This is a genomic window from Streptomyces sp. R41, assembly GCF_041053055.1.
Taxonomy (GTDB): Bacteria; Actinomycetota; Actinomycetes; order Streptomycetales; family Streptomycetaceae; genus Streptomyces.
The window spans coordinates 2,811,317-2,836,135 of sequence record NZ_CP163443.1; the positions used below are offsets into that span (position 1 = coordinate 2,811,317).

Here is a 24,819-nt window from a genome sequence, read left to right on the forward strand (position 1 = left end):
ATTCCCTGAAATGCCCCCGCCCTCAGGACCGCAAGAGCGGACAGGGTCGAGGCAGAGAGTATGACTCCCACCGGAATGGTCGAACGATTTTCCGGCAAAGAATCACGGCCTCGCCCCACTTGTGCGGCGCCAGTGAGCGGACTTGGACAACTCCATTCAATCTGTGGCCATCTCGCACCCCTCCTCCATTGACTCTCTGCTGTCACTCTTGTGCTGTCAGTGATCACTGGACGCGAGGAGAAGGAATGCACGCGCGCGTTGCCGCAGCCACGACCGCCGCGCTTCTAGGGGGCGCTGTTGTGATACTCCCCAGCCCGCACGCCCGAGCCGGGTCCCAGAGCACCGGGCCGGTGATCGTCTCCCACCGCGGCGCCTCCGCCTATGCGCCCGAAAACACCCTGGCCGCCATCGACAAGGCGGCCGCGATGGGGTTCACCTGGGTCGAGAACGACGTCCAGCGCACCAAGGACGGTGAACTCGTCGTCCTCCACGACGCCACGCTGGCGCGTACGACCGACGTCGAGACGGTCTATCCCCACAGGGCGCCCTGGAAGGTCAAGGACTTCACCGCCGCGGAGATCGCTCGCCTGGACGCCGGGAGCTGGTTCAGCCACCGGTACGCGGGCGCGCGCGTGCCGACACTGAAGCAGTACATGAACCGCGTTTCGCACAATCATCAGAAGCTCGTCCTGGAGATCAAGAACCCCGATCTTTATCCCGGCATCGAGCGGCAGACGCTCAAGCTCCTGAGCAACGAGGGCTGGCTCGATCCGGCGCATCTCAGGAGCAGCCTGCTCGTCCAGAGCTTCAGCGCGGACAGCGTTCGAACGGTCCACGATCTGCGCCCGGGCATCAGGACGGCCTTCCTGGGCAAACCGTCGATCGCGCAGCTCCCCCAGTACGCCCGATTCGCCGATCAGATCAACTCGGATCACACCTCGCTCTCGTCCGGCTACATCTCGGCGGTCCACGGGTTCGGCGGACCGCACGGCAGTCCGATGAAGGTCTTCGCCTGGACCGTGGATGACGCGAACACCGCCCGGCGCCTGACCGGATTCGGCGTGGACGGCATCATCACGAACGTGCCCGACGTCATCAGGACGACATTGCGGTAGCGCTACGCGGCTCTCTCGCCCGTGGTGCGGACATGTGCCCGCGTCCGCACCACGGGCGTTGTCAGTGGCGGGCCGTACGGTGGATCGCATGGACAGCCATGGGCAGTACGAGCAGCAGGTCGTGTGGACCGTCGTCGGCACGGACATCGGTCCGCTGCTGCTGGCGGCGACACGCGACGGCCTGGTGAACGTCGTCTTCCACGCCACGGACGAGGTACGCGACAAGGCGCTCGACCGACTCGCGTCCCGTCTGGGCGCCGAGCCCGCCGAGGCACCCGAGTCGCCTCTGCTGGCCGAGGCGATACGTCAGGTCACGGCGTACTTCGCCGGCGAGCGACGCGACTTCGAACTGCCGCTGGACTGGTCGCTGATCTCCGGGTTCAACCGTCAGGTGCTGCGCGAGCTTGCGTCCGGCGTTCCGTTCGGCGCGGTCGTGGGCTATGGCGACCTGGCCGGGCGGGTCGGCCAGCCGGGCGCGGCGCAGGCCGTGGGCGTGGCCATGGGCTCGAATCCGCTGCCGGTCGTCGTGCCGTGCCACCGGGTGGTCGAGAGCGACGGCGGTATCGGCGGGTTCGGGGGCGGCCTGGAGACGAAGCGGAAGCTGCTCGCGCTGGAGGGAGTGCTTCCGGAGCCGCTGTTCTGACGGCTCTCCCGAGAGACGGGGGCCGGTGCCGCACAGCTGAGCCGGTGCCCAGATCCCGTTTCGCATCCCATTCCGCCGCGTCCCTGGGCCTCGCCGCGTGCCTGCTGATGCCGCTGGGTGGGTCGGCTTCGGGGCGTCGCCGTCGGTGAGAAATGGTGTCAGAGGCTGATGTGGTACGCCTTGCGGAGTGTCTCGTGCACGGTCCAGGTGGTGCGGTCGCCCTCGCGCAGGATCGCCGCGTCGCCGGGGCCCACCTCGATGACGTCGCCGCCCTCGTGGCGCGGCCGCTGACGACGACGAAGAGTTCGTTCGCCTCCGTGTCGGTCACCACGCCGGGCGTGATCTGCCAGATGCCGCGCAGTTGCTTGCCGTCGGCCGACTCCCACAGCACCTTGCCCGTCACAACCGGGTCGCCGGAGACGATCTGAGCCGGGTCCAGGGGCTCCGGTTCGAGCTCGGCGTCGGGAATGTGTACGGCGAAGGACGGGGTGGCCTGGGTGTTCGTCGTCATGAGCGGTCACCTTAAGGGCATTCGAGAAAGACCTCACGCGGAGGGTGGCCGGAACGCGCGGCCGGTAGCAGACTCCGCCCTGCGCACAGCCGCTGGCATCCGAAGTCACGGAGCCGAAGGGACGGCGATCACGCATGAGCGGAAGCGGAAACAGGGCAGTCGCGTATCTCAAGCCGGGTGCGGTGGAGGTCAGGACCATCGACCATCCGACGCTTGAACTGCAGGACGGGCCGGGAGTGGCCCCCGAGAACGTCGGTCGCAAGTGCCGGCACGGGGTCATTCTCAAGGTGCTCGCCAGCAACATCTGCGGAAGTGACCAGCACATGGTGCGCGGCCGTACGACCGCGCCCGAGGGGCTGGTCCTCGGCCACGAAATCACCGGAGAGGTACTGGAACGCGGCCCGGACGTCGAGTTCATCGAGGTCGGGGACATCGTCTCGGTGCCGTTCAACATCGCCTGCGGGCGGTGTCGTAACTGCAAGGAACGGAAGACCGGTATCTGCCTGAACGTGAACCCGGCACGTCCCGGGGCGGCCTATGGCTATGTCGACATGGGCGGCTGGGTCGGCGGTCAGGCCGAGTACGCCATGGTCCCGTACGCGGACTTCAACTTGTTGAAGTTCCCCGACCGCGACCAGGCGCGCGAGAAGCTCCTGGACCTGACCATGCTGTCGGACATCTTCCCGACCGGCTTCCACGGTGCGGTCACCGCGGGCGCCGGGGTCGGTTCGACGGTGTACGTCGCCGGAGCGGGCCCGGTCGGTCTGGCCGCCGCCGCGTCGGCGCAGCTCCTTGGGGCCGCCGTCGTCATCGTCGGGGATCTCAACGCCGAACGCCTGGCCCAGGCAAGGAGTTTCGGCTGCGAGACCGTCGACATCTCACGTGGCAGCGTGGAGGACCAGATCGCGCAGATCCTCGGTGAACCCGAGGTCGACGCGGCCGTCGACGCGGTCGGCTTCGAGGCCCGGGCCCACGGCCCGAACGCCCAGGAGGCACCCGCGACCGTCCTCAACTCGCTGATGGGCATCACGCGCGCGGGCGGCGCCCTGGGCATCCCAGGGCTGTACGTCACGGACGACCCCGGCGGGATCGACCAGGACGCGCGGACCGGGACGCTGAAGGTGCGGCTCGGTCTGGGGTGGGCGAAGAGCCATCACTTCACCACGGGCCAGTGCCCGGTGATGCGGTACCACCGGGGGCTGATGAAGGCGATCCTGCACGAGCGCGTGCACATCGCCAAGGCGGTCAACGCGACCGTGATCGGCCTGGAGGACGCACCGCGCGGCTACGCCGAGTTCGACCAGGGCGCCAGCCGCAAGTACGTACTCGATCCGCATGGGGCGCTGGAGGGCGTGCGGCCTGTCTGACCTCGCGCCTGTCTCCCGGAGGGGTGCTCCCGCACGCGTGGGAGCACCCCTTCTCCGAGCAGAGGGTCACTCGTAGTGCCGTGCCTCGAAGACGTTTCCGTCCGGGTCGCGGAAGTAGAAGCTGCGCTTGGCCATCCCACGGGCGCCGTAGGAGTCGTACGAGAAACCTGAGAGGGGGACGGACCGCTCCTCCAGACGTGCCCGTAGCGCTTCGAAATCAGGCCCACTGAGGGACAGGCATACGTGGTTGACCGGGTGCCCGGCGCTGTCGGCGCCTCCGGGGACCACGTTCATGTACTCCGCCAGAGGGAGGGGTGCGAGGTCGAAAATGGTCTCTTCATTGAGGCGTACTGAGGGGAACGACGCCTTTCCGGCGGCGAATTCCGTGACCCTCAGAGGCTCCAGGCCCACCGCCTTCTCGTAGAAGTCGGCCGAGGCGACCGGATCGCGCACCCACAGGACGACATGGTCGAGACGCGTCGAGTTGTCCGTCATGCCCCCAGGCTGGTGTCGTACGCCGCAGGTCGCAAGGGTTTGACCAGGCGCGCCGCCCGCCAGAGATGAGGAAAGACGACCGACAGGAGGCAGACGCGTGATCGTGGTGTCCGAAGAGGTGCGGGAGGCGCTCGACGCGCGCCGGCCGGTGGTAGCCCTGGAGTCGACGATCATCGCGCACGGGCTGCCCCGCCCGCGCAATCTGCAGGTCGCGCTGGAGCTGGAGGAGGTCGTACGACGGGAGGGCGCCGTCCCCGCGACGATCGCCGTGCTCGACGGGCGGCCCCATGTCGGTCTGGACAAGGAGCAGCTGGAACGGGTCGCGAACGAGGACGGGATCCGCAAGCTGGGTCACCGCGATCTGCCGCTGGCGGTGGCGTCTGGTGCGAGCGGGGCGACGACCGTGTCCGCGACGGCGCTGCTGGCCGCCCGCGCGGGCGTACGGGTGTTCGCGACGGGCGGGCTCGGCGGGGTGCACCGGGAGTGGACGGTGACGCAGGACGAGTCGGCCGACCTGGGTCTGCTGGCGCGCACCCGGATCACCGTGGTCTGCGCGGGCGTGAAGTCGATCCTGGACGTGCCCGCGACGCTGCAGCGCCTGGAGACACTCGGCGTGGCGGTGGCGGGGTACGGCACGGAGCGCTTTCCCGGCTTCTATCTGTCGGACTCGGGGTATCCGGTGGACTGGACGCTGGACTCCCCCGAGCGGGTGGCGGATGTCATGCGGGCGCAGGACGCGCTGGACGCTCCCGAATCGGCGCTCATCGTCGCGAACCCCGTCCCTGAGGAGGAGCAGCTCGATCCCGCGCTCCACGCGCGCGTGCTCGCCGACGCGCTGCACGCGTGCGAGGCGGAGGGCGTGACCGGGCAGGCCGTGACGCCGTTCCTGCTCGACTATCTGGTGCGGCACACCGACGGCGCCTCGCTGAGCGCCAACCTGGCGGCGGTGCGCGGCAACGTACGGCTCGCGGGGCGTATCGCGGCGGCCTGGGCCAGGGCGTGAGCGGAACGGATCGCGGGGGTGCCGGGCGGGGTACGGGGGTGCCTGCGGGCGCTCTGCTCGTCGTCGGGGACGTGGTCACGGACATCGTCGCCCGGCATCGCCGACCGCTCGCGGCGGGCACCGACACGGCCGCCGCGATCCGCATGCTGCCGGGCGGCGCGGGCGCCAACGTCGCGTGCTGGGCAGCGCACTGGGGCTGCTCGGACGTACGGCTTCTCGGCCGGGTGGGCGCGGACGCGGCCGGGTGGCACGAGCGTGAGCTCGCGGCCTGCGGCGTACGTCCCCTTCTCGTCGTTGATCCGCAGGCGCCGACCGGGACGGTGATCTGCCTGGTGGACACGGGCGCTTCGGCGGAGCGCACGTTCCTCACGGACAGCGGGGCCTCCCTGCGGCTCGACCCCGGCGACTGGTCGCCCGCGCTGCTCGACGGTGTCGCGCGGCTGCATCTGTCGGGCTACTTGTTCTTCTCCGAGCCGAGCCGGGCGCTGGTGTCGGTGGCACTGGAGTCGGCACGCGCGCGTGGCGTGCCGGTGAGCCTGGATCCGGCGTCGGCGGGGTTCCTCACCGAGCTGGGTGTGGACCGATTCCTCGAGCTCGCCGAGGGCGTCGACATCCTGCTGCCCAGCCGTGACGAGGCGTACCTGCTGACCGGGCTGCCCGATCCCGCGGACGCGGCGGCCAAGTTGAGCCGCCACGTCCCCCTGGTCGTCGCCAAGCAGGGCGGTGACGGGGCCCTGGTGGCCCGCTCCGGGACCGTCAGGGCCCATGTCCCGGCCGTGCCCGCCACGCCCCGCGACACCACAGGCGCCGGCGACGCCTTCACCGGAGCGTTCCTGGCCGCCTTGCTCGCGGGCGCGGAACCCGAGGAGGCGGCGGCCGAGGGGTGCGGGGCGGGCGCGATGGCGGTGGAGCGGGTCGGGGGGAGGCCGCCGGTGGGCGTCTGACGCCGGCCGGACCGGGGCACATCAGGTGAGGTCGACGACGCCGGCTCGTAGGACCGATACACAGGTGGGCTGACGGCGCCACGGCGTAGAGCCGTCATGCCTGCGGGCATACGAAGCCGACCGGGTGGGCGGCACGCAGGCGGGTTGACAGCGCCGCCGCACAGAGGTGACACGCGGGCGGGCGAAGCCGACCAGGTAGGGGCGACACACCCGTGGGATGACACCGCCGCCGCACAGAGCCGTCACGCCGCCAGACGGGCAGACGGGCAGACGGGCAGGCAGGCAGGCGAAGCCGACCGGCACCGTGCCCGGCGGCGCCGACCAGCCGTCGGCCAGCCGCCAGCGCTCACGCAAGCGGGCCGGCGAGGCCGACGCGGCGGCCACGACGCCGACCGCAACCGCTGGGCCGGCGGGCCGGCGCGGCCCGGCGCCACCAACCGCTGGGCCGACACCCAGGTGGACGGCCATACCCGAGGCGCCCCGCCAACTCCCCTCCCCGTCTACCGCTTGCGGCCCCAAGCCGAGATCATGGGTGCCGTCGCCAGGTCCATGGAGTCGGAGGCGACATTGGCCAGGTGGCGGTCGATGTCCTGGTGGGTGGCCAAGCCCGCGGTGACGAGCTGGTCGCGGATCTGGCGGATCGTCGCGGACTCCAGAGCGGCGCAGGCGGGCGAGGTGACGGGGAAGTACGCGTCGGCCTCCACGCCGCTCAACCCCACCTCGCGGAGCAGGCGCGGAAGTTTGCGGCCGTACGCGAGGTCGGCGCCGCGGTCCGCGAGCAGGCTGCGGAAGCCGTTGCGCAGCCGATTCGCGAGCTGTTGCTCGGGGCCGTGCTCGTCGGGGCAGAGCAGGGGCTGCAGCGCGGGGTCGGCGTCCTCGACGAGGAGCCGGCCGCCGGGCCGCAGGGCCTTGACCATCGACCGCAACGCCCGCTCCCGATCCGGCACATGGACCAGCACGAGCCGTGCGTGCACGAGGTCGAAGCCCTCTCCCGGCGGTTCCTCGGCGCCCACGTCGTGGACTCGGACCTCGACCGGCGGGCGGGCGGCGGAGGCCGCCCAGGAGGTGTCGATGTCGGTCGCGATGACCCGCCCGGTCGGGCCGACCTTCTTGGCGAGCCAGGACACCACGGACGTACCGCCCGCGCCGACCTCCCAGCAGCGCCAGCCGGAGCCGATGCCGAAGCGCTCGATGTGCCGGAATGTCGTGGGGTCGAAGAGAGTGGCGAAGGCGTCGAAGCGCTGTCCCGCCTCGTTCTGCTGGTTGTCGAGGAGATACCCGTCGGTTCGCGTCATAGGGCGATCATCCCAGTTGACCGGCTTGTCCGGAATCGCCGACGCTCCCGTTGTCGTCACCCGCGCGATCGGGCGAGCACCGCCTGCGCGATCGGGCGAGCGCAGCCTGCGCACTCGGGCGGACATCGCGTGCGCCCAAACGCACAGTCGGAACGGAATATTCCGTTCCCACAGGCTTTTCCGGCGCTCGATCAGGCCTGGCAGACTGGCACGCCAAGGCGCAAAGTGCGGCGCGAGGGGATCCACGCAAGGAGATCCAGATGTCCATGGCAGGGAATCTGCGGAAGGTCACGGCCCTCGGCGCGGTCGACGGCCTCCGCAGGGTGGCGCGGCTGACGCGGCGGCGCGCCCGTGTCGACCTGAGTCACCCCGCCCGGTCTCCGCTGGGCTCCGCGGTGGTCAACTGCGTGGCGTACCAGGACGGTGCCCGCGTCCCGGGCGGCCGGGATCTGGTCGACACCGTGGAGCGGATCCGCAAGAGCGACGAGGGATTCGTCTGGCTCGGACTGCACGAGCCGACGGACCGCGAGTTCGCCGGCGTCGCCGAGCTCTTCGACCTGCACCCGCTGGCCGTGGAGGACGCGGTGGAGGCGCATCAGCGCCCGAAGCTGGAGCGGTACGGCGAGACGCTGTTCGCGGTGTTCAAGACGGTCTGCTACGTCGAGCACAAGGAACTGACGGCGACCAGCGAGGTGGTGAACACCGGCGAGATCATGGTCTTCGTCGGTCCCGACTTCGTCATCACCGTGCGGCACGGACGGCACGGTTCCCTGGGCCCGCTGCGCGAGGAGCTGGAGGCCGACCAGCAGCAACTCTCCAAGGGACCGGCCGCGGTACTGCACGCGATCGCGGACCATGTGGTCGACGACTATGTGCATGTCACGGACTCGGTCCAGGCGGACATCGACCAGGTCGAGGCCGATGTGTTCGCGGAGAACGGCGCACGGACGGACGCCGGACGCATCTACCAGCTCAAGCGTGAACTCCTCGAACTGAAGCGGGCCGTGGTCCCGCTCGCCCGCCCGGTCCAGGAGCTCTCCACCCGGCCGATACGGGTGGTCGACCCGGAGATACAGGCCTACTTCCGAGACGTCTCGGACCATCTGCTGCGCGTCACCGAGCAGATCGCCGCCTTCGACGAGCTGCTCAACTCGATCCTGCAGGCGCACCTCGCACAGGTGACGGTGGCGCAGAACGAGGACATGCGGAAGATCACGGCATGGGCGGCGGTCATCGCCGTCCCGACGATGGTCTGCGGGGTGTACGGCATGAACTTCGACAACATGCCGGAGCTGCACTGGAGGTTCGGCTACCCCCTCGTCATAGGCGTGATATCCGCCGCCTGCCTCGTCCTGTACCGGGGATTCAGGCGCAACGGCTGGCTCTGACACGCCCTCGCCCGGCACGGCCGGCCGGACGAGAGCGCGCACCAGTGAACGGCTGGAAAGTGGGAACAGGCAGATCGAGAGGGGTAGGTGGGACGAGCCGGGTCAGCTCCTGGCGTAGACGCTCTCGACCCAGGCGGCGAGCTGTTCGTCCGTCAGGTGCCGGGCCAGGTCGGCCTCGCTGATCATGCCGACCAGTCGCTTGTTCTCAATCACGGGAAGCCGACGGATCTGGTGCCCCTTCATCTCCTGGAGCACCTCGCCGACATCGGCGCCCGATTCGATCCAGCGCGGTGTGCCCTGGGCCATCTCACCCGCGGTGACTCGCGCCGGGTCGTGGCCCATGGCCACACAGCCGACGACGATGTCGCGGTCCGTGAGGATGCCGCAGAGTCGTTCGTTCTCGTCACTGATGGGCAGGGCGCCCACGTTGAGCTCGCGCATCAGCTGGGCGGCGCGGTCCAGGGTCTCGTGGGCGGGAATCCACTGGGCACCACGGTGCATGATTTCTCCGGCGGTGGTCATGAAGTACCTCCCGGTGCCGGACGGCCGGCGCGGCGCGGAACACACCGCTAGTCCCGGCGCCCTACATTCTTGCCGTGTCCCCAGGGATGCGCACCCGGAAGTCCGCGGTTACCGAAGGTTGCCCGCCGCGTCGGCCCGCCCGGGGTCAGGCCGAGAATCCGACGATCTTCTGCGGGACGACGCGGATGATCACGCGGACCTCGTCGTCCTTCTCCGCCGGAGGGTCGATACCGAGGTACTTGTGCGAGAGCTCGTACGGGAGGCGCTTGGCGTCGTCCGGGAGGATCTCGGCGGTGCCACGGATCTCGACCGAGGTGTAGGGGTTGGCGAGGTCGAAGACCGAGAGGCTGATGCGGGGGTCCCGCTGGAGGTTGCGCACCTTCTGGCGTCCGGCGGTCGAGGAGAAGAGGACGGTGTCGCCCTCGCGCTTGATCCAGACCACCGAGTTCTGGGGAGCGCCGCCGGGACCGAGGGTGGCGACGCTGGCGAAGTTCTTGCCGTCGAGGAGGGCGCGGACCGAGTCGTCGAAGGTGGCCGGGTTGCCGGCGGAGAGCGTCATGGACTCAGACTAACTACATGCACGTGCATATAAAAGCCCTGAGGGATCGGCACTTTCGATCAGCCGCTCCACGCCGGGTGGCGCGGATCGTCGGCACGCACCAGGACGTCGGCCGTACCGCCTGGGTCCACCTCGGTCTCGTAGCGCTCGAAAGCGGGGAGCGTCCAGTGCTCGGCCTCGGGGGTACGGCGGCGGAGGGCGCTCGGGGACAGGAGCACGTGGACGCTGAGGTCGAAGGGGAACCAGTGGCGCAGAAGGAGGGGGCCGTGCAGCAACAGGAGACCGCAGGGTGGCAGTTGGACGTAAGGGCTGCGGGTGGCACGGTCGGTGACCGGGTCCCAGAGGTCGGGCAGGACGCGGCCGTTGCCGCCCACTTCGAGGGGACCGAAGACCTCGCGCCAGAGGGCGCCGGTGTCGACCCAGCCGTCGTAATAGGCCTCGACGTCCTGGCGGCCGTACTCGAGCCGGAGCGACGCGGGACGCAGGAAGCCCTCCGCACCGACCACGAGCGAGGACCGGCCGCGTATGCGCAGCGCCTCGGACACGCGGTGCGCGAGGTCGCCGGGGCGGGCGGCCGCGGCTCCGTCGAAGGCGATGCGCGGCCAGGGGCTGCCGTCGTCCGGTTTCAGGTCGAGCAGCCGCTCGGCGAGGAGGTCTCCGAGTCGTTCCCAGGTGATCGCTTCGAGTCGCACAGGCCCATGATGCCGCGATCAGGAGGCGTTCTCGTGGGGGTGGCGGGCGCGAGGCGCTCAGGAGGTTCGCCTCCGGCTGCACCGGAGGACGGCTCCCGCCGACGGCTGACGCGCGCGGCTCACCGGCGGCGTAGATCCCGGGGCGGACGGGGGAATGAACCGCGTATGGCACCGATCGCAACTCCCCCGCATCGCACCGGACTTCTTGTCATCCAGCCACTCAAGAAGCGGCACTGTGCCGAGTGCCGGACCGGGCCGCTGGCGCTGCTGGTGCTGGAGGAGGGATTGCCGCGGTGTCTGGACTGCGCGGATCTGGGGCATCTGGTGTTCCTGTCGCGCGGTGACACGGCGCTGACGCGGAGGTCGCGGGAGGGCAGTGCGCTGTCGGCGGTGGTGGTGCGGTTCAACCGGCGGCGGAGCCGGTACGAGCGGCAGGGCGTTCTCGTCGAGGAGGCGGCGCTCGCCCGGGCCGAGGAGTGGTGCCTGGCGGACGCGGAGGCGCGCCGGCGCCGCCGGGTGCGGGACGCGCGGCGGCGGGAGGCGGAGGATCTGCGGTTCACGGACGCGTTCGCGCGGGAGATACGCCGGCTGTTTCCCGGTTGCCCGGCCGACCGGGCGCGGGCGATCGCCGCGCACGCCTCGGTGCGCGGCAGCGGGCGGGTCGGGCGCAGTGCGGCGGGCCGCGCGCTGTCCGAGGCCGCGGTGACGGCGGCGGTCCGTGCCGCCGTACGGCACACGGACACTCCGTACGACCAGCTGCTGATGAGCGGTGTGCCGCGGCATGAGGCACGGCGGAGGATCGCCGGGGCGGTGGACGCCACACTGCGGGGATGGCACGCCGGGCCTGCGCCGACGTGACCGGGCGCCGTCGCCCGCTTCGGCCGCGCCGACCGCGCCAGTCGCGCTGACGGCGCCGACCCCGCCGGCCTGCCGGATCGGCATCGCCGCGCCACGCCGCGGTCCGCATCGCCCGATCACATCAGGTCAGCATCGCCCCGGCCACGCCGGGGTCGGCTCCACCCCCACGCCCCCGCCTGGACTCTCGCGTATGCGCCCGCGGCCCTTGACCATGGTCACTGTCCCCGTACGGGATTTCACTTGTGGTGACGGCAGGGCGCCGTGCAGGATCTTTGACCTCGGGGAACGATGCGGGAGTTGTCATGATCGATGGGCCGTATTTCGTGCTGACGTTGCTGGGCGTGCTCGGCTGCGGGTTGGTGGCCGGGGTGTTCTGCGGGTTCTCGACGTTCGTGATGAGGGGGCTCGCCGAGCTGCCGCCCGCACAGGGGGTCGCCGCGATGAACGCGATCAATGTCGCCGCGTTGCGCCCGGCGTTCATGCTGGTCTTCATCGGCTCGGCGGGGCTGTGCGCGGTGCTCGCCGTGGTGACGTTCGTGCTGTTGCCGGACGACGGGACGGTGGAGCTGCTGCTGGGTAGCGCACTGTATCTGTTCGGGTCGTTCGGGGTGACGGTCGTCGCCAACGTGCCGCGCAACGAAGCGCTGCTCAAGATGGACCCGGGGGCGTCGGAGACCGCCATGTACTGGCGTACGTACGTGCGCCAGTGGACGACGTGGAACCACGTCCGCACGGTCGCGTCGGCCGCCGCGGCGATCTCGTACACACTCGCCCTCACCTGAAGTGTGTGTTCGCCCTCACCTGAGGCACTCGCTCGCCCTCACCCGAGCGGGGCGTGCGCGATGAGCAAGCCCAGCGGAAGCGACCCCTCACCTGAGCGGCGACGCCCACGGAGGCGACGTATCGTGGCGGGAAAGGAGTGTCGCCCGACGGCCGCGGGCCGATGACGTCCGACGGCCGCGCGGCCCCGTGCCCGTCGCGTACGCAAGGGAGACGGCCATGGCCGATCCCAAGGGATTCATGACCACACCGCGCGAGGAGTACCCGCGCCGGCCCGTCGAGGAACGCGTACGGGACTGGAACGAGGTGTACGTCCCCGGGGCGCTGCTGCCGATCATCAACAGACAGGCCGACCGCTGCATGGACTGCGGCATCCCCTTCTGCCACGAAGCCTGTCCACTGGGCAATCTGATCCCCGAGTGGAACGACCTCGTCTCGCGGGACGACTGGCGGGCGGCGAGCGACCGGCTGCACGCCACGAACAACTTCCCCGAGTTCACCGGACGGTTGTGTCCCGCGCCCTGCGAGGCGGGCTGTGTGCTCGCGATCAACCAGCCCGCCGTCACCATCAAGAACGTCGAGGTGGCCATCGCCGACCGCGCCTGGGAGGACGGTTTCACGCCACCGCGTCCACCGGACCGGCTCTCCGGACGGACCGTCGCGGTGATCGGTTCCGGGCCCACCGGGCTCGCCGCGGCGCAGCAGCTGACGCGGGCCGGGCACACCGTCGCGGTGTACGAGCGGGCCGACCGGATCGGCGGGCTGCTGCGGTACGGGATCCCCGCGTTCAAGATGGAGAAGCGGCACCTGGACCGGCGGCTCGAGCAAATGCGGGCGGAGGGAACGAAGTTCCGTACGTCGACGGCGATCGGCACGGACATCCGCGCCGCCGACCTCAAAGCACGCTACGACGCGGTCATACTCGCCATAGGCGCCACAGCATGGCGTGAACTCGACGTACCCGGGAGGGAGTTGGCCGGCATCCATCAGGCGATGGAATATCTGCCGCTGGCCGACCGGGTGTGCGAGGGGGATCTGGAGGTCTCGCCGCTGTCCGCGGCCGGCAAGCACGTCGTCATCGTCGGCGGCGGTGACACCGGCGCCGACTGTCTGGGGACGGCCGTACGGGAGCGCGCGGCGTCCGTGACCCAGCTGGACATCTATGCCCAGCCGGAGGCGCAGCGCGACGAGGACGTCGAACCGTGGCCGACGTATCCGAAGATCTACCGGCTCTCGGCCGCGCACGAGGAGGCCGGCGTGCTGGGGACGGCGCCCGCGGCGGACGCGGACGCCCGGCTGTTCGCGGCGTCCACGCTCCGCTTCACCGGGGACGCGGACGGGCATGTGCGCTCGCTGCACCTCGTCGAGGTCGACGAGCGGCGCCGCCCGGTCCCCGGCTCGGGCCGGACCCTCCCCGCCGACCTCGTGCTGCTCGCCCTCGGCTTCTCCGGCCCCGACCGGCACGACGGCCTGATCGACCAGCTCGGCCTCGCCCTCGACCCGCGCGGCACGATCGCCCGCGACGCGGACTTCACGACCAACGTCCCCGGGGTGTACGCCGCCGGGGACGCGGCCCGCGGCCAGTCCCTCATCGTCTGGGCCATCGCCGAGGGCCGCGCCGCCGCTGCCGCGGTGGATCGCGCGCTGACCGGGGCGTCGCGGCTTCCGGCGCCGATCGGGCCGTACGACCGCCCCATGAAGGTGTAGGAATCCCGCTACCGAATGGCCACCGATCGCGGCCCGGTTCGGCACCGGCGGAACGCAGGCCCCATCGGTTCAGCGTTCGTCCGTGCCCGCCGTCTTCGCCGTCGACAGCGCCACCCGGTTCCATGTGTTGATCGTGAAGATCAGGGCCAGGACGTGGGCCAGTTCCTGGTCGTCGAAGACCGCGGCGGCCTGTGCGTACACATCGTCGGGCACGCCCGCGTCGGCGACGCGCGTGACCGCCTCCGTCAGCGCGAGGGCCGCCTGCTCCCGGGGCGTGAAGAAGTGCCGGGCCTCGCGCCACACCGCGACCATGTGCAGCCGGTCCTCGCTCTCGCCGGCCTTGCGGGCGTCGTTGGTGTGCATGTGGAGGCAGTACGCGCAGTGGTTGAGGTGCGAGGCGCGGATCTGGATCAGTTCGACGAGGGCCGGGTCGAGCCCCTCGCGGGCCGCCGCGTCGAAGCCGATGAGGGCCCGGAAGACCTTCGGCGCGGACTTCGCGAAGTCGAGGCGAGGGTTTTCGGCCACGGCCGCCACGCCCGGAACAACAGTGGTGCCGGCCGTCGTGTGCATCGTGTTCGTCGTCATGCCCATGAATCTACGGGCCTGAAAGACCGGCTGTAGGGTGCATTTCTGTGGCGGAATCATGGGTCAATTACGCGGAGCGCATCGGCGCCGACCTGCACTTGGAGCTGTCGGGTTCGGGCGGGCGGCGAGCCGCGCTGATCCGCGCGCTGCGCGAGGCCGTACGCAGCGGCAGGCTCGCGCCGGGCACCCGACTGCCGCCGTACCGCTCGCTCGCAGCCGACCTGGGCGTCGCGCGCAACACCGTCGCCGACGCGTACGCCGAACTCGTCGCCGAGGGCTGGCTGACCGCCCGGCAGGGCTCGGGCACGCGGGTGGCCATGGGGGTACCGTCCACGCCCTCAAGGCAGTTGGGGAGGGCCGCACCGCCGGGCGCCCCCGCGCGCGTACCCAAGAAGGCACCTCCACGCGCGCGTGGACCCCGGCACGACCTGCGGCAGGGCACCCCGGACGCGTCCTCGTTCCCGCGCGCCGCCTGGCTCACGTCGTACCGCCGGGCCCTCCAGCAGGCGCCCAACGAGGCCTTCGGGCCGGGCGATCCGGCGGGGCGGATCGAACTGCGCGAGGCGCTCGCCGAGTATCTGGCACGCGCGCGTGGCGTACGCACGGAGCCCGGCCGGATCGTGATCTGCTCCGGCTTCGCGCATGCCTTGCGGCTGCTCTTCCCCGCCGTCCTGCGGGGCCCGCTGGCTGTCGAGTCGTACGGCCTCGGCTTCCACCGCGAGCTGCTGGCCGCCGCGTCCGTGCGGACCGTGCCGCTGCCCGTGGACGAAGACGGCGCTCAGGTGGCCGAGTTGGGCCGGGAGTGGGGCGTACTGCTCACGCCCGCCCACCAGTTCCCGACCGGAGGTCCGCTGCATCCCGAGCGGCGGGCCGCGGTGATCGACTGGGCACGCGCGCGTGGCGGGGTGATTCTGGAGGACGACTACGACGGGGAGTTCCGCTACGACCGCAAGCCCGTCGGCGCCGTACAGGGCCTGGACCCCGAACGGGTCATCCACATCGGCTCGGTCAGCAAGAGCCTGTCGCCCGCACTGCGGCTGGGCTGGATGGCCCTTCCGGAGCGGTACGTCGATGCCGTACTCGCCGTCAAGGGCGAACGGGAGGCTTGGGCCAGTGTGTTGGACCAGCTGACCCTCGCGGACTTCCTCGTCTCCGGGTCGTACGACCGCCACGTGCGGCGCATGCGGCAGCGGTACCGGGGGCGGCGGGACCGGCTCGTCGCCGCGCTCGCCGCGCGGGCGCCGCACATCGAGGTCACCGGGATCGCGGCCGGGCTGCACGCGGTGCTGCGGCTGCCGCCCGGGACCGAGCGGTCGACGGTGAAGGCCGCCGTCTGGCAGGGCGTCGCGCTCGACGGTCTCGCCGAGTTCCGGCACCCTGCGGCGGTGACGGCCGCGCCGGACGGGCTGGTGGTCGGCTATGCGACGCCCGCGGAGCATGCCTACGGGGCGGCTCTCGACGCGTTGTGCGGGGTGCTGCCACCGGGCTGACCATCCGACGTTCGTCGAGTGTCGTCATCGCCCGTCACTGGCCGGAAAGTGACCGCCGGCCGACATGCGACGCAACAGCGGTGGGACCACTGAGGACAGGAGGCGTGTTGTCGACGCGGCCGTGAAACGGGCGTGGCGAGGACCCGCCCCCATCCTTCGTCCCGTCGTCAGGCGCAGGGCCACCCCCGCGCATCCCCCGGCCGCGCTGCCCCGACTCGCAGGCTCCAAGGCCGCGCGTCTCGCGCGGGCGGCACGCGCCGGGCTGCCGGTGCTTGCCGGGTGCGTGGTCCCCTACGAGGACGTCGGTGATCCCGAGGCCCTCCGCCGCGCCTGGCACGAGCTCTCGCACGGCGGCACGCGCCCCCTCGTCGTACGGTCCTCGTCTCCGCAGGAGGACACCCAGGGTTCCGTGACGGGCAGACGCCGACGTCCCGCCAGGTGGAGCGCTTCCTCGCTGTGGTCGGCGAGGCGTCGGCGCCGGTGTTCGTGCACCGCGGCGCGGGAGTCGGGCGTACGGGGCGATGGCGGCGGCGTATCTCGTGCGTACCGGGAGGGCGTCGCCGCCGGGGGCGGTCCGGCGCAATCTCGCGGTCGGACCGCCGTCGATCGAGCGGATCTACTACGGGCTGAGCCTCGGCCCGGGTCGCGCGGAGCAGCCGCCGTTCCCGGTGGTGGCCGTGAGCCGTCCGGTGGACGCCCCACGGCGCATGTGGTCGTGGCTCTGACCGTCCCGGCCGGTCAGCACTTGCGACCCACCGCCCCGTACCCGGGAATGACCCCGTCGTCCTGCCCGGGAACCGGCTCGCCCAGCTCGGGGCGCCACTGATGCGGCACCTCGACACCCGGCTCGACCAGGTCGAGGCCGTCGAAGAAGCGGGCGAACTCCTCTCGGGAGCGCAGCGCCAGTGTGACGCCGGCCGCCTTGAGCTTCTCGATGGCGGCTGCCGACTCCTGCGGTGTGAAGTCGGCGGTGGCGTGGGTCATCATCAGGTAGCTGCCGGAGGGCAGTTCGGACAGCAGCCGGCCGACCAGGGCGTGCGCGCCGTCCTCGTCGGAGACGAAGTGCAGCAGTGCGACGAGGGAGAGCGCCACGGGCCGGCTGAAGTCCAGGACCTTCTTCGCCCCGTCGACGATGGCGTCCGGGTCCCGCACGTCGGCCTGCAGGTACTCGGTCGCCCCCTCGGGCGTGCTGCGCAGCAGGGCCGCCGCGTGGGCCAGCACGATCGGGTCGTTGTCGCAGTACACGACGCGCGCGTCGGGCGCGACGCGCTGGGCGATCTGGTGCAGGTTGGGCTCGGTCGGGATGCCGGTGCCGATGTCCAGGAACTGCCGTACCCCGTTCTGGGCCAGCCTGGGGGTCCCCCAGGCGTTTAGCACTGGGGGAGGGTGGCACGCTGCATGAGCGCGCGGTTGACCCGTGCCATCACCGGCACCCTCGGGTCGAGGGCGAGCATCTGCCGCCCCATCTCCTCGTCGACTGGGTAGTTGTCCTTGCCGCCGAGATACCAGTCGTACATCCGCGCGGTATGCGGCTTGCTCGTGTCGATCTCGACGGAGGTCGGGACGGGGGGCTCAATGGGGGGCTGGCCGGTCATGACCGTCTCCGTAAGTCCGTGCCGCGGTAAGTATTCAAGTCACTGCCAAAATCAGGGAAGTCGGAAAAAGGGAGCGCAAGTGGTTCAGGAGAGAAGGAAGTCCGCCTCTCCCGCCTTCGCGCCCTGGATGAACGCGGTCATCTCGCCGGGTGTGTAGATGAGGGCGGGTCCGTCCGGATCCGCCGACTGGCGGACCGCGATGCGCCCGTCGGCGAGCTTCATCGCCTCCAGGCAGTTGCCGCCGTTTCCGCCGCTCCACGGCTTGTGCCAGCCCTCGTTGCCCAGTTCGCGAGCGGGCATTCCGTTGTAGATGCGCACATTGCGTATCCGCGGCTTGATGCGTTCCATTCACAGCTCCTTGCGGAGATCCCGGAGGATCTCCTTCGTGCGATGTGCCGTAGCGGCCTGAGCCGCCATGCGGTCCATGACCTCGAGGTGGGTCGCCACCTCCGAGCGCGCGTCCAGGTAGACGGCGCCGGTCAGGTACTCGCTGTAGACCATGTCCGGGAGTTCCGGCATGGCAAAGCGGAACAGCACGAAGGGCCCGTACGTGCCGGGGTGCGGACCCGAGGAGAACGGGATCACCTGCAGCGTCACATTGGGCAGCTTCGTGGCCTGGAGAAGCTTGTCGATCTGGGCGCGCATCACCTCGGGACCGCCGATGGGACGGCGCAGGGCCGTCTCGTCCATCACGGCCCAGATCCGGGGTGCGCCCTCACGAGTGAGCAGATCCTGGCGTTGCATGCGCAGCGCCACATGCCGCTCGATGTCCTCGGGTCTGGTCTGGCCGATGGCGCCCGCCTTCAGGACGCCGCGCGCGTAGTCCTCGGTCTGCATCAGTCCGGGCACGAAGTGGGGTTCGTAGGAGCGGATGAGCGCGGCCGCGCCCTCCAGACTCACATGCATCGAGAACCAGTCCGGCAGGATGTCGTGGAACCGCTGCCACCAGCCGGGTCTGTTGGCCTCCTCGGCCAGTTGGACGAAGGCCTCGGCCTCCTCGTCGCTGACGCCGTAGGACTTCAGCAGCAGTTGGAGGTACGGGATTTTGAGGGAGACCTCGGCCATCTCCATACGGCGGACCGTGGCGGGCGCGACACGCAGGATGCGGGCGGCCTCCTCGCGCTTGAGACCCGCGCGTTCGCGCAGGTCCAGCAGGCGCCGGCCGAGGACGACCTGGCCGACCGTCGGCGCGGACCGCGGTTCGCTCACGTCCCACCTCCACTGAGTCCGGACAGCCCGGGCGGCGCCGTTCGGGGTCTGTTTCGACCGCCCCAACTGGCGCCGCTCGCCGTGCTGTTGCGAGCAGTGTGCCACGCGCCCTCACGGAGTCACACGGCACTCTGCATTTTTCAGAGTGACACTTGCCAAGTGTTCACGGCGGGGCGATAGTGGCAAGCGTGACTCCGTCCGCGCCGTTAGGAACAGACGCCGCCGAGGACCGGATCGGTCTCCGTGCCGCCGCAGGGCTTGGCCCCGGCGCGGCCGCCGAGCGCCGGTTCCACTTCGAGCTGGCCGCACACCCGGGATCCGTCGCTCGGGCCAGACGCCTGGCGCATGCCCGGCTGTCCGGCTGGGCGGTGTGCGAGGACACCTGCGACACGGCGGCCCTCGTCATCTCCGAGCTGGTCACCAACGCGATCGTGCACGCCGCGGGCGAGCGCGTCGTGTGCGAGCTGCACGACCGGGACGACGTCGTACGGATAGCCGTACGTGACGAGGGATGCGCTCCGGGTGAGCCGCACGCCTCGCCGCAGCGGCCCGAGGAGGAGCACGGGAGGGGATTGCTCCTCGTCGCGGCCGTGTCCAGGGCCTGGGGGGCCCAGGACACCGGGCCCGGCCTGTTGGTCTGGGCGGAGCTGGAGCGCGCGGCGGACACCGAAGCGCCGCCCCACGTCGGCACGGACACGTGGCCCGACGCGAACACCGAGGCCCGGTCGGACCTGGGCTGGAGCGCGACGGACACCGAAGTACGGTGCGACCTGGGCTGGAGCGCGAAGAAGCCACCGGCCGACGGCCGGGGCGCCGGGACGGAAGCGTCCTGGGGAACGGGGACCAAGGGGGTCCCCCCGATCGCGCGGAGCCGAGATGGGGGGAGGGTGTGAGGGGTACGCCGGCGGCGGGACCCGGAGCGCAGGTCCTGAGCCTGGACACGCTGGTCCGTCTGAAGCGCGGGCAGCGGATGCCGGGCCCGTTGAGGCGTCTCCTCGTACCCGAGGGCATGACCGTGCCGCTGGGCTGCGACGCGGTGTCGGTGCCCGCCCGGTTCGGACCGCTGCTGCTGCCTCGGCTGCCCCGGGTGGGCTGTGTCTACGCCGACGGGGCGCACTGGTGGTGGATCGTGCCCTCCGACTCCGACGTCGCGCTGGAGTGGCCGGCGCCCTCGCGTTACGCCACGGGGGCGGTCGTACCGGACGCGCCCGACGCGCCCGGACTCATCCACAAGCCGGACGGCACGCTTCCGTACACCCCGCCGATCCCCCTCTATCTGGCCCTGTGCCGGGTCACCGGGACTACACCCGCTTGGTCGCGTCCGATCAGCGCGTGAGCCTCCGGACGGGACCGGAGCGGCGCATGGGCTCGTAAAGCCCCGGACGGGCCGGAAGGCACTGCAGGCGTGTCCGAAGTGCGCCCGTCGGTGCGCCGGTCGCCGCAAAACTCCGTTGCCACCGTGGGTGGAGGGCCGCGTTCCTGGGGAATGCACCGTTCGTCCGCTCTCGGGGGAGGCCAACGGTGGGGAAGACCGCACGAAAATCGGCGGGGAAGAAGAAGCGCGGTGACGACAAGCCGCCGCCGTCCGACTCGGAACACCTGCTCTTCGGCGGCCCGCTCCGCTACGACATGGGCTGGTCCCAACACGCCGACGCGTTCATGGAGTTGAACTTCCGCGCGATGGTGACCCGGCTGCCGTCGCTGCTCGCGTCCAGTTTCCGCCTCGCCTGGAGGGCGGACCCGCGCGCCGCCCGTATCGTGCTGGCCTCCGAACTGGCCCGCGGCGGAGCTCAGGCGGTCAGCCTGCTGGCGGTCAACAGCGTCCTGGGGCGGCTGATGACGAGCGGCCCGGTCGAGGACCGCTTACGCGGCGCGCTCCCCGCACTGGTGACCGTCGCCGCCGTGATGCTGGTCGCCGCGCTGCTGCGGGCCGCGTCGACGTACGCCACCGGACGCCTGGAGCCGAAGGTGGAGCGGGTGGCGACCGAGTTGTACCTGGAGCGGGCGGCGGCCGTGGAGCTGGCCGCGATCGAGGACGACGCCTTCCACAAGCTGCTGGACACGGCGCAGTACGGCGCCCGGTCCGCCCGGAGCATGATCACCATCGCCACCCGGGTCGTGAACGCGATGATCTCGCTGTGCGCGGCGGCGGGCGTCCTGACGGTGCTGCACCCCGCGCTGCTGCCGCTGCTCGTCACGATGACGCTGCCGAGCGCGTGGAGCGCGCTGACGATCGCGCGACGCCGCTACGAGTCCTTCCACACCTGGGTGCAGCACGCCCGCGCCGGGCATCTGATCAGCAGTCTGCTCACCGAGCCGGGTGCGGCCCCGGAGATCCGTGTGCACGGCGTCGGGCCGTTCCTGCTGCGCCACTTCCGCTCGATGTCGGAGACCGCCGAGGCGGAACAGGCCCGGCTGGCCCGGCTCTCCGCCCGCACCGGTCTGATCGCCGCCGCCTGGACGGGACTTGCCACCGTGGCGACGTACGCGACCCTCGGCGGACTGCTGCTGGCCGGCGCGATGGCGCTTTCCGTCGCCGGTACGGCCGTGATCGCGATCCGCACCGGCTCCGCGAGCCTCGACACGCTGGTCCTGGAGGTCAACTCCCTCCACGAAGAAGCTCTCTTCGTCGGCGACCTGCAGCGCCTGTACGTCGAGGCCGCCGAGCGCGCGATCCCGGTGGGCGGCGATCCGCTCCCCGACGACCCGAGTGAAATCCGCTTCGAGAACGTCACGTTCACCTATCCGGGGACGTCGGCCCGGCCCGCGCTCGCGGACGTCACCCTCAGTGTGCCGCTCGGCAAGATCGTGGCGCTCGTCGGTGAGAACGGCTCGGGCAAGACGACCCTGGTGAAGCTGCTCGCGGGCCTCTACGCACCCGAACACGGCCGGATCCTGTGGGACGACGTCGACGCGGCGACCGCGGACCGGCATCAACTCGCCGAGCGCATCGCGATGGTGGCCCAGGACTTCAAACGGTGGCCGTTCACGGCGCGCGTGAACGTGGCGGTCGGCCGCGCCTCGGCCCCGCTGACGGACGAACGTCTCGCCTCGTCGGTCGCCGAGGCCGGGGCGGAGGACGTCGTGGCGGATCTCCCGCGCGGCCTGGACACGCTCCTCGCCCGCGGCTTCAGCGGCGGTCACGAGCTGTCGGGCGGCCAGTGGCAGCGCCTGGGCATCGCACGGGCCGCCTACCGGCGCGGCGCCATCCTGATCGTGGACGAACCGACGGCGGCGCTCGACGCCCGGGCCGAGCTGGAGGTCTTCGAGAAGATCAGGGCCCTGGCGGGCACCGGTCAGACGGTCATCCTCATCACGCACCGGCTGGCGTCCGTACGCCACGCCGACCTCGTGCACGTCCTCGACCAGGGTCGCCTCGTGGAATCCGGGAGTCCGGACGAACTCCTGGCCACGGGCGGCATCTACGCGGAGCTGTACTCACTGCAGGCGGAGCAGTTCACGACGCATCCGCCCTCGCCGAAGGCGAGTTGACCTCATTCGGCGGTGCCGCAGCCCTCGCCAGGGCGAGCCGACCTCATTCGAGGGTGTCGCCCGAGTGTCACTCGACGACGTCGACACCTCGTACGACCACCAGGAACGCGTCCGTGGAGAGGTCCATGACGACCTCAGCGGCCTGGCCCTCCTGGCGGCGCGCCTGTGCGAACTCCTCCGCGGGCCACGACCCGCGCGGCCCACCGGCGGGAAAGCGCTCCAGCACCGTTCGCCCGTTCACCCTGCACCTCCATGTAGCGCTGCTCTCATTGAGTTAAACGCCCTCCATGGGGTGAACGGCTCGCGAAGTGACGGTACTGAGACGTAGTCGACACTTGGCCACGGGTTCGGTGTGAGGGAACTCTCAGCTCCGGTTACCCGCCGTGTCAGTCCTCGTACTCGTCGTGGTATCGGATCCGCTCACTGCCCGCGGGCGCCCCCAGCGCCGATGCGCGCCCCTTGGGCTCCTCCCACTCCTCCTGCCGTCCGAGTGCGGTGAGGTCGAGGAAGCTGGTCGTGGAGCCGAGCCCGTCGAGGCCGCGTTCGTACGTGGAGTACGTGTGGAAGACGCGGTCGCGGTCCCGCAGGAAGCAGCTGACGCCCGGGCGTTCACAGGGCTCGCCGCCGCCCTCTTCGTCACCCTCGTCGCTCCCCATGAAGGACACCTGGAAGTCGTAGTTGAAGTCGCTGTCGTACGACGAGTACCAGGGCACGGTCCAGCCCATGCGTGCCTTGAAGGGCAGGATTTTCGTGTACGGCGCCCGGGACACGGCGGCGAACTCGGTCCCGCGGGCCCGCAGATGCGCGAGGTGCCCGATCTGGTCGAGGAATCCCGAGCAGCTGCGGCAGCCCGCGTCCCATTCCGGCGCGAACATGAAGTGGTAGACGACGAGTTGGTGCCGCCCGCGGAAGAGGTCGAGCAGCGTCGCCTTCCCGTCGCCGCCCTCGAACACGTACTCCTTGTCGATCTCGACCATCGGCAGCCCGCGCCGCTCCGCGTTGAGCGCGTCACGCGCGCGCGTGGCGGCCTTCTCCTTGGCCAGCAGTTCCGCGCGCGCGGTCCGCCATTCCTCGCGCGAGACGATCTGCGGAAGCGTCATGTGCTCCTCCTACGGAACGGTGCCTTCTGTGTGGTGACCGGCCGCAGAAGCAGAACTCATCGGCGTATCGCCGAGATTTTCCTCAGCACCTCAGCACCTCAGCACCTCAGCACCTCAGTACGTCGTGGATGAGTACCTCAGTACGCCATGGGCTCAGTACGTCACCGGAAGCGCGAGCAGGCCGCGGGCGCGCAGGGAGGGCCGCCACCGCAGATCGGCGGGGTCCACGTCGAGCGCGAGGTCCGGGAGGCGTTCCAGGAGCGCGGTCAGGGCGATCTCCGTCTCCAGGCGGGCCAGCGGAGCGCCCAGACAGTAGTGGATGCCGTGGCCCAGCGCGAGATGCCCCGAGGCGTCGCGGCCGAGGTCGAGGCGGTCGGGGTCGGGGAAGCGGCGCGGGTCGCGGTTGGCGGCGGAGAGGGACAGCAGGATGGTCTCGCCCGCGGGCACGGCGACCCCGCCGATCGTCACGTCCTCGACGGGGAAGCGCCGGATGGCGAGCAGGGCGGGACCGTCGAAGCGGGCGAACTCCTCCAAGGCTGCCGGCAGTTGGTCCGGGTCGGTCAGCCGGCCGGGATGGGTGAGCAGCGCCAGGACGGCGTTCCCGATGAGCTGCACCGTGTTCTCGTACCCCGCGAAGAGGATGAGGAAGGCGAGCGACATCAACTCGTCCTCGGTGAGCCGGTCGCCCTCGCCGTGCCGGTGACCCCCTGCGAGCCGGTCACCCCCGGTGAGCCGGTCGTCCTCGTCGCGCACCGCGATCAGGTCGGAGAGCAGGTCGTCCGCCGGCTCCTCGCGCTTGGCCGCGAGGAGCCCGGTGAAGAACCCGAGCATCGCCACGATCGCCTCCTTCGCGGCCCCGGGGCGTGCCGGGTCGGGCGCGACGAGCGCGTCCGTCCAGGCCCGGAAGTCCCGCCGGTGCTCGTCCGGAACGCCGAGCAGGTCGCAGATGACGGTGATCGGCAGGGGCGCGGCGTAAGAGGCGATCAGATCCGTACGGCCGTGCGCTCCGAGCGCGTCGAGAAGCCGGTCGGCGGTCTCCCTGACGGGCGCCCGGAGTTGCTCGATACGGCGCGGTGTGAAGGCCCGCCCGACCAGCCGCCGGATGCGGGTGTGGTCGGGCGGATCCATGTTCAGCAGGTTGGCGTCGAGGGCCGGCGGAAGGGCGAAGCCCTGGTAACTCCCGGGCAGCGCATGCCTCTTGTCCAGCGAGAGCAGCGGATTCGCCAGGGCCTCGCGCACGTCGTCGTACCGCGTGACCAGCCAGGCGGGGCTGCCGTCGGGGCCGGCGACGCGATGAACGGGTGCGGTGTCGCGGAGGCGGGCGTAGACGGCGTACGGGTCGTCGATGAGGCCGGCTGCGGGGTCCTGGAGGTCTTCTGCGGAGTCCCGGCGGTCTCCTGTGGGGCCCCGAAGGCCTTCCGTGGGGCCCTGAAGGCCTTCTGCGGGTTCGTGGTCCAAGGGCATGGCTC

General features: G+C 70.9%; 25 protein-coding genes and 2 pseudogenes. 14 read left to right on the forward strand and 13 right to left on the reverse strand.

Features of this window, described 5'->3' with window-relative positions:
- Positions 1–245: 245 nt before the first annotated feature.
- Positions 246–1,115 (forward strand): glycerophosphodiester phosphodiesterase, encoded by an 870-nt coding sequence (locus tag AB5J53_RS13220; protein WP_369245825.1) that lies wholly within the window; start codon positions 246–248, stop codon positions 1,113–1,115.
- 88 nt (positions 1,116–1,203) lie between these two features.
- Positions 1,204–1,758, forward strand: a complete 555-nt coding sequence (locus tag AB5J53_RS13225; RefSeq protein WP_369245826.1) for a methylated-DNA--[protein]-cysteine S-methyltransferase — start codon at positions 1,204–1,206, stop codon at positions 1,756–1,758.
- Positions 1,759–1,916: 158 nt separating this feature from the next.
- On the opposite strand, the pseudogene AB5J53_RS13230 reads toward AB5J53_RS13225, so the two are convergent.
- A pseudogene (locus tag AB5J53_RS13230) lies at positions 1,917–2,269 on the reverse strand (cupin domain-containing protein).
- A gap of 134 nt (positions 2,270–2,403) precedes the next feature.
- Here AB5J53_RS13230 and fdhA point away from each other — a divergent pair.
- Positions 2,404–3,636: a formaldehyde dehydrogenase, glutathione-independent gene (gene fdhA, locus AB5J53_RS13235; RefSeq protein WP_369245827.1), complete on the forward strand. Its 1,233-nt coding sequence runs from the start codon at positions 2,404–2,406 to the stop codon at positions 3,634–3,636.
- A 66-nt stretch (positions 3,637–3,702) separates the two neighbouring features.
- On the opposite strand, the gene AB5J53_RS13240 is transcribed toward fdhA, so the two are convergent.
- Positions 3,703–4,131 (reverse strand): VOC family protein, encoded by a 429-nt coding sequence (locus AB5J53_RS13240; protein ID WP_369245828.1) that lies wholly within the window; start codon positions 4,129–4,131, stop codon positions 3,703–3,705.
- Positions 4,132–4,228: 97 nt separating this feature from the next.
- Here AB5J53_RS13240 and AB5J53_RS13245 point away from each other — a divergent pair, with 97 nt between their 5' ends.
- The gene (locus tag AB5J53_RS13245) at positions 4,229–5,134 is read left to right on the forward strand and encodes a pseudouridine-5'-phosphate glycosidase (protein ID WP_369245829.1); all 906 of its coding nucleotides are present in this window, start codon (positions 4,229–4,231) and stop codon (positions 5,132–5,134) included.
- A 38-nt stretch (positions 5,135–5,172) separates the two neighbouring features.
- Positions 5,173–6,078: a carbohydrate kinase family protein gene (locus AB5J53_RS13250; RefSeq protein ID WP_369245830.1), complete on the forward strand. Its 906-nt coding sequence runs from the start codon at positions 5,173–5,175 to the stop codon at positions 6,076–6,078.
- A 500-nt stretch (positions 6,079–6,578) separates the two neighbouring features.
- On the opposite strand, the gene AB5J53_RS13255 is transcribed toward AB5J53_RS13250, so the two are convergent.
- Entirely contained in the window at positions 6,579–7,373 is a 795-nt protein-coding gene (locus AB5J53_RS13255) for a methyltransferase domain-containing protein (RefSeq protein WP_369245831.1), read from the reverse strand.
- A gap of 260 nt (positions 7,374–7,633) precedes the next feature.
- Here AB5J53_RS13255 and corA point away from each other — a divergent pair, with 260 nt between their 5' ends.
- Positions 7,634–8,761, forward strand: a complete 1,128-nt coding sequence (gene corA, locus AB5J53_RS13260; RefSeq protein WP_369245832.1) for a magnesium/cobalt transporter CorA — start codon at positions 7,634–7,636, stop codon at positions 8,759–8,761.
- Between the two features lie 102 nt (positions 8,762–8,863).
- On the opposite strand, the gene AB5J53_RS13265 is transcribed toward corA, so the two are convergent.
- The 3 genes from AB5J53_RS13265 to AB5J53_RS13275 all read right to left on the reverse strand — a co-directional run bounded on the left by AB5J53_RS13265 (position 8,864) and on the right by AB5J53_RS13275 (position 10,534).
- On the reverse strand, positions 8,864–9,283 hold the full coding sequence (locus AB5J53_RS13265) for a CBS domain-containing protein (RefSeq protein WP_369245833.1): 420 nt from the start codon (positions 9,281–9,283) through the stop codon (positions 8,864–8,866).
- A 145-nt stretch (positions 9,284–9,428) separates the two neighbouring features.
- The gene (locus AB5J53_RS13270) at positions 9,429–9,842 is read right to left on the reverse strand and encodes a PPOX class F420-dependent oxidoreductase (protein WP_369245834.1); all 414 of its coding nucleotides are present in this window, start codon (positions 9,840–9,842) and stop codon (positions 9,429–9,431) included.
- A 59-nt stretch (positions 9,843–9,901) separates the two neighbouring features.
- The gene (locus tag AB5J53_RS13275; protein ID WP_369245835.1) at positions 9,902–10,534 is read right to left on the reverse strand and encodes a uridine kinase; all 633 of its coding nucleotides are present in this window, start codon (positions 10,532–10,534) and stop codon (positions 9,902–9,904) included.
- A 165-nt stretch (positions 10,535–10,699) separates the two neighbouring features.
- Here AB5J53_RS13275 and AB5J53_RS13280 point away from each other — a divergent pair, with 165 nt between their 5' ends.
- The 3 genes from AB5J53_RS13280 to AB5J53_RS13290 all read left to right on the forward strand — a co-directional run bounded on the left by AB5J53_RS13280 (position 10,700) and on the right by AB5J53_RS13290 (position 13,879).
- Positions 10,700–11,392 (forward strand): DUF2293 domain-containing protein, encoded by a 693-nt coding sequence (locus AB5J53_RS13280; protein WP_369245836.1) that lies wholly within the window; start codon positions 10,700–10,702, stop codon positions 11,390–11,392.
- Positions 11,393–11,694: 302 nt separating this feature from the next.
- Positions 11,695–12,174: a DUF1772 domain-containing protein gene (locus AB5J53_RS13285; protein ID WP_369245837.1), complete on the forward strand. Its 480-nt coding sequence runs from the start codon at positions 11,695–11,697 to the stop codon at positions 12,172–12,174.
- A 217-nt stretch (positions 12,175–12,391) separates the two neighbouring features.
- On the forward strand, positions 12,392–13,879 hold the full coding sequence (locus AB5J53_RS13290) for a glutamate synthase subunit beta (RefSeq protein ID WP_369245838.1): 1,488 nt from the start codon (positions 12,392–12,394) through the stop codon (positions 13,877–13,879).
- A 69-nt stretch (positions 13,880–13,948) separates the two neighbouring features.
- On the opposite strand, the gene AB5J53_RS13295 is transcribed toward AB5J53_RS13290, so the two are convergent.
- On the reverse strand, positions 13,949–14,449 hold the full coding sequence (locus AB5J53_RS13295; RefSeq protein WP_369252202.1) for a carboxymuconolactone decarboxylase family protein: 501 nt from the start codon (positions 14,447–14,449) through the stop codon (positions 13,949–13,951).
- 62 nt (positions 14,450–14,511) lie between these two features.
- Between AB5J53_RS13295 and AB5J53_RS13300 the strand changes: the two genes are divergently transcribed.
- Positions 14,512–15,954: a PLP-dependent aminotransferase family protein gene (locus tag AB5J53_RS13300; RefSeq protein ID WP_369245839.1), complete on the forward strand. Its 1,443-nt coding sequence runs from the start codon at positions 14,512–14,514 to the stop codon at positions 15,952–15,954.
- 539 nt (positions 15,955–16,493) lie between these two features.
- Positions 16,494–16,679, forward strand: a complete 186-nt coding sequence (locus AB5J53_RS13305; RefSeq protein ID WP_369245840.1) for a hypothetical protein — start codon at positions 16,494–16,496, stop codon at positions 16,677–16,679.
- A 13-nt stretch (positions 16,680–16,692) separates the two neighbouring features.
- On the opposite strand, the pseudogene AB5J53_RS13310 reads toward AB5J53_RS13305, so the two are convergent.
- From AB5J53_RS13310 to AB5J53_RS13320, 3 genes and pseudogenes are all read right to left on the reverse strand, one after another.
- Positions 16,693–17,549: pseudogene (locus AB5J53_RS13310) on the reverse strand (SAM-dependent methyltransferase).
- 84 nt (positions 17,550–17,633) lie between these two features.
- Positions 17,634–17,897, reverse strand: a complete 264-nt coding sequence (locus tag AB5J53_RS13315) for a DUF397 domain-containing protein (RefSeq protein WP_189187615.1) — start codon at positions 17,895–17,897, stop codon at positions 17,634–17,636.
- Positions 17,898–18,758, reverse strand: a complete 861-nt coding sequence (locus tag AB5J53_RS13320) for a helix-turn-helix transcriptional regulator (RefSeq protein WP_369245841.1) — start codon at positions 18,756–18,758, stop codon at positions 17,898–17,900.
- Positions 18,759–18,937: 179 nt separating this feature from the next.
- On the opposite strand from AB5J53_RS13320, the gene AB5J53_RS13325 reads away from it, so the two are divergent.
- The 3 genes from AB5J53_RS13325 to AB5J53_RS13335 all read left to right on the forward strand — a co-directional run bounded on the left by AB5J53_RS13325 (position 18,938) and on the right by AB5J53_RS13335 (position 22,250).
- Positions 18,938–19,651, forward strand: coding sequence for an ATP-binding protein (locus AB5J53_RS13325; protein WP_369245842.1), 714 nt, complete (start codon positions 18,938–18,940; stop codon positions 19,649–19,651).
- Positions 19,652–19,728: 77 nt separating this feature from the next.
- A complete protein-coding gene (locus AB5J53_RS13330; protein WP_369252204.1) occupies positions 19,729–20,094 on the forward strand; it encodes a hypothetical protein in 366 nt (121 codons plus the stop codon).
- Positions 20,095–20,387: 293 nt separating this feature from the next.
- Complete coding sequence (locus AB5J53_RS13335; RefSeq protein ID WP_369252206.1) at positions 20,388–22,250, forward strand: ABC transporter ATP-binding protein; 1,863 nt, start codon at positions 20,388–20,390, stop codon at positions 22,248–22,250.
- 67 nt (positions 22,251–22,317) lie between these two features.
- On the opposite strand, the gene AB5J53_RS13340 is transcribed toward AB5J53_RS13335, so the two are convergent.
- The 3 genes from AB5J53_RS13340 to AB5J53_RS13350 form a co-directional block, all read right to left on the reverse strand.
- Positions 22,318–22,491, reverse strand: coding sequence for a hypothetical protein (locus AB5J53_RS13340; protein WP_369245843.1), 174 nt, complete (start codon positions 22,489–22,491; stop codon positions 22,318–22,320).
- A 145-nt stretch (positions 22,492–22,636) separates the two neighbouring features.
- Positions 22,637–23,350: a DUF899 domain-containing protein gene (locus tag AB5J53_RS13345; RefSeq protein ID WP_369245844.1), complete on the reverse strand. Its 714-nt coding sequence runs from the start codon at positions 23,348–23,350 to the stop codon at positions 22,637–22,639.
- 153 nt (positions 23,351–23,503) lie between these two features.
- Positions 23,504–24,814 (reverse strand): cytochrome P450, encoded by a 1,311-nt coding sequence (locus tag AB5J53_RS13350; protein ID WP_369245845.1) that lies wholly within the window; start codon positions 24,812–24,814, stop codon positions 23,504–23,506.
- Positions 24,815–24,819 lie beyond the last annotated feature (5 nt).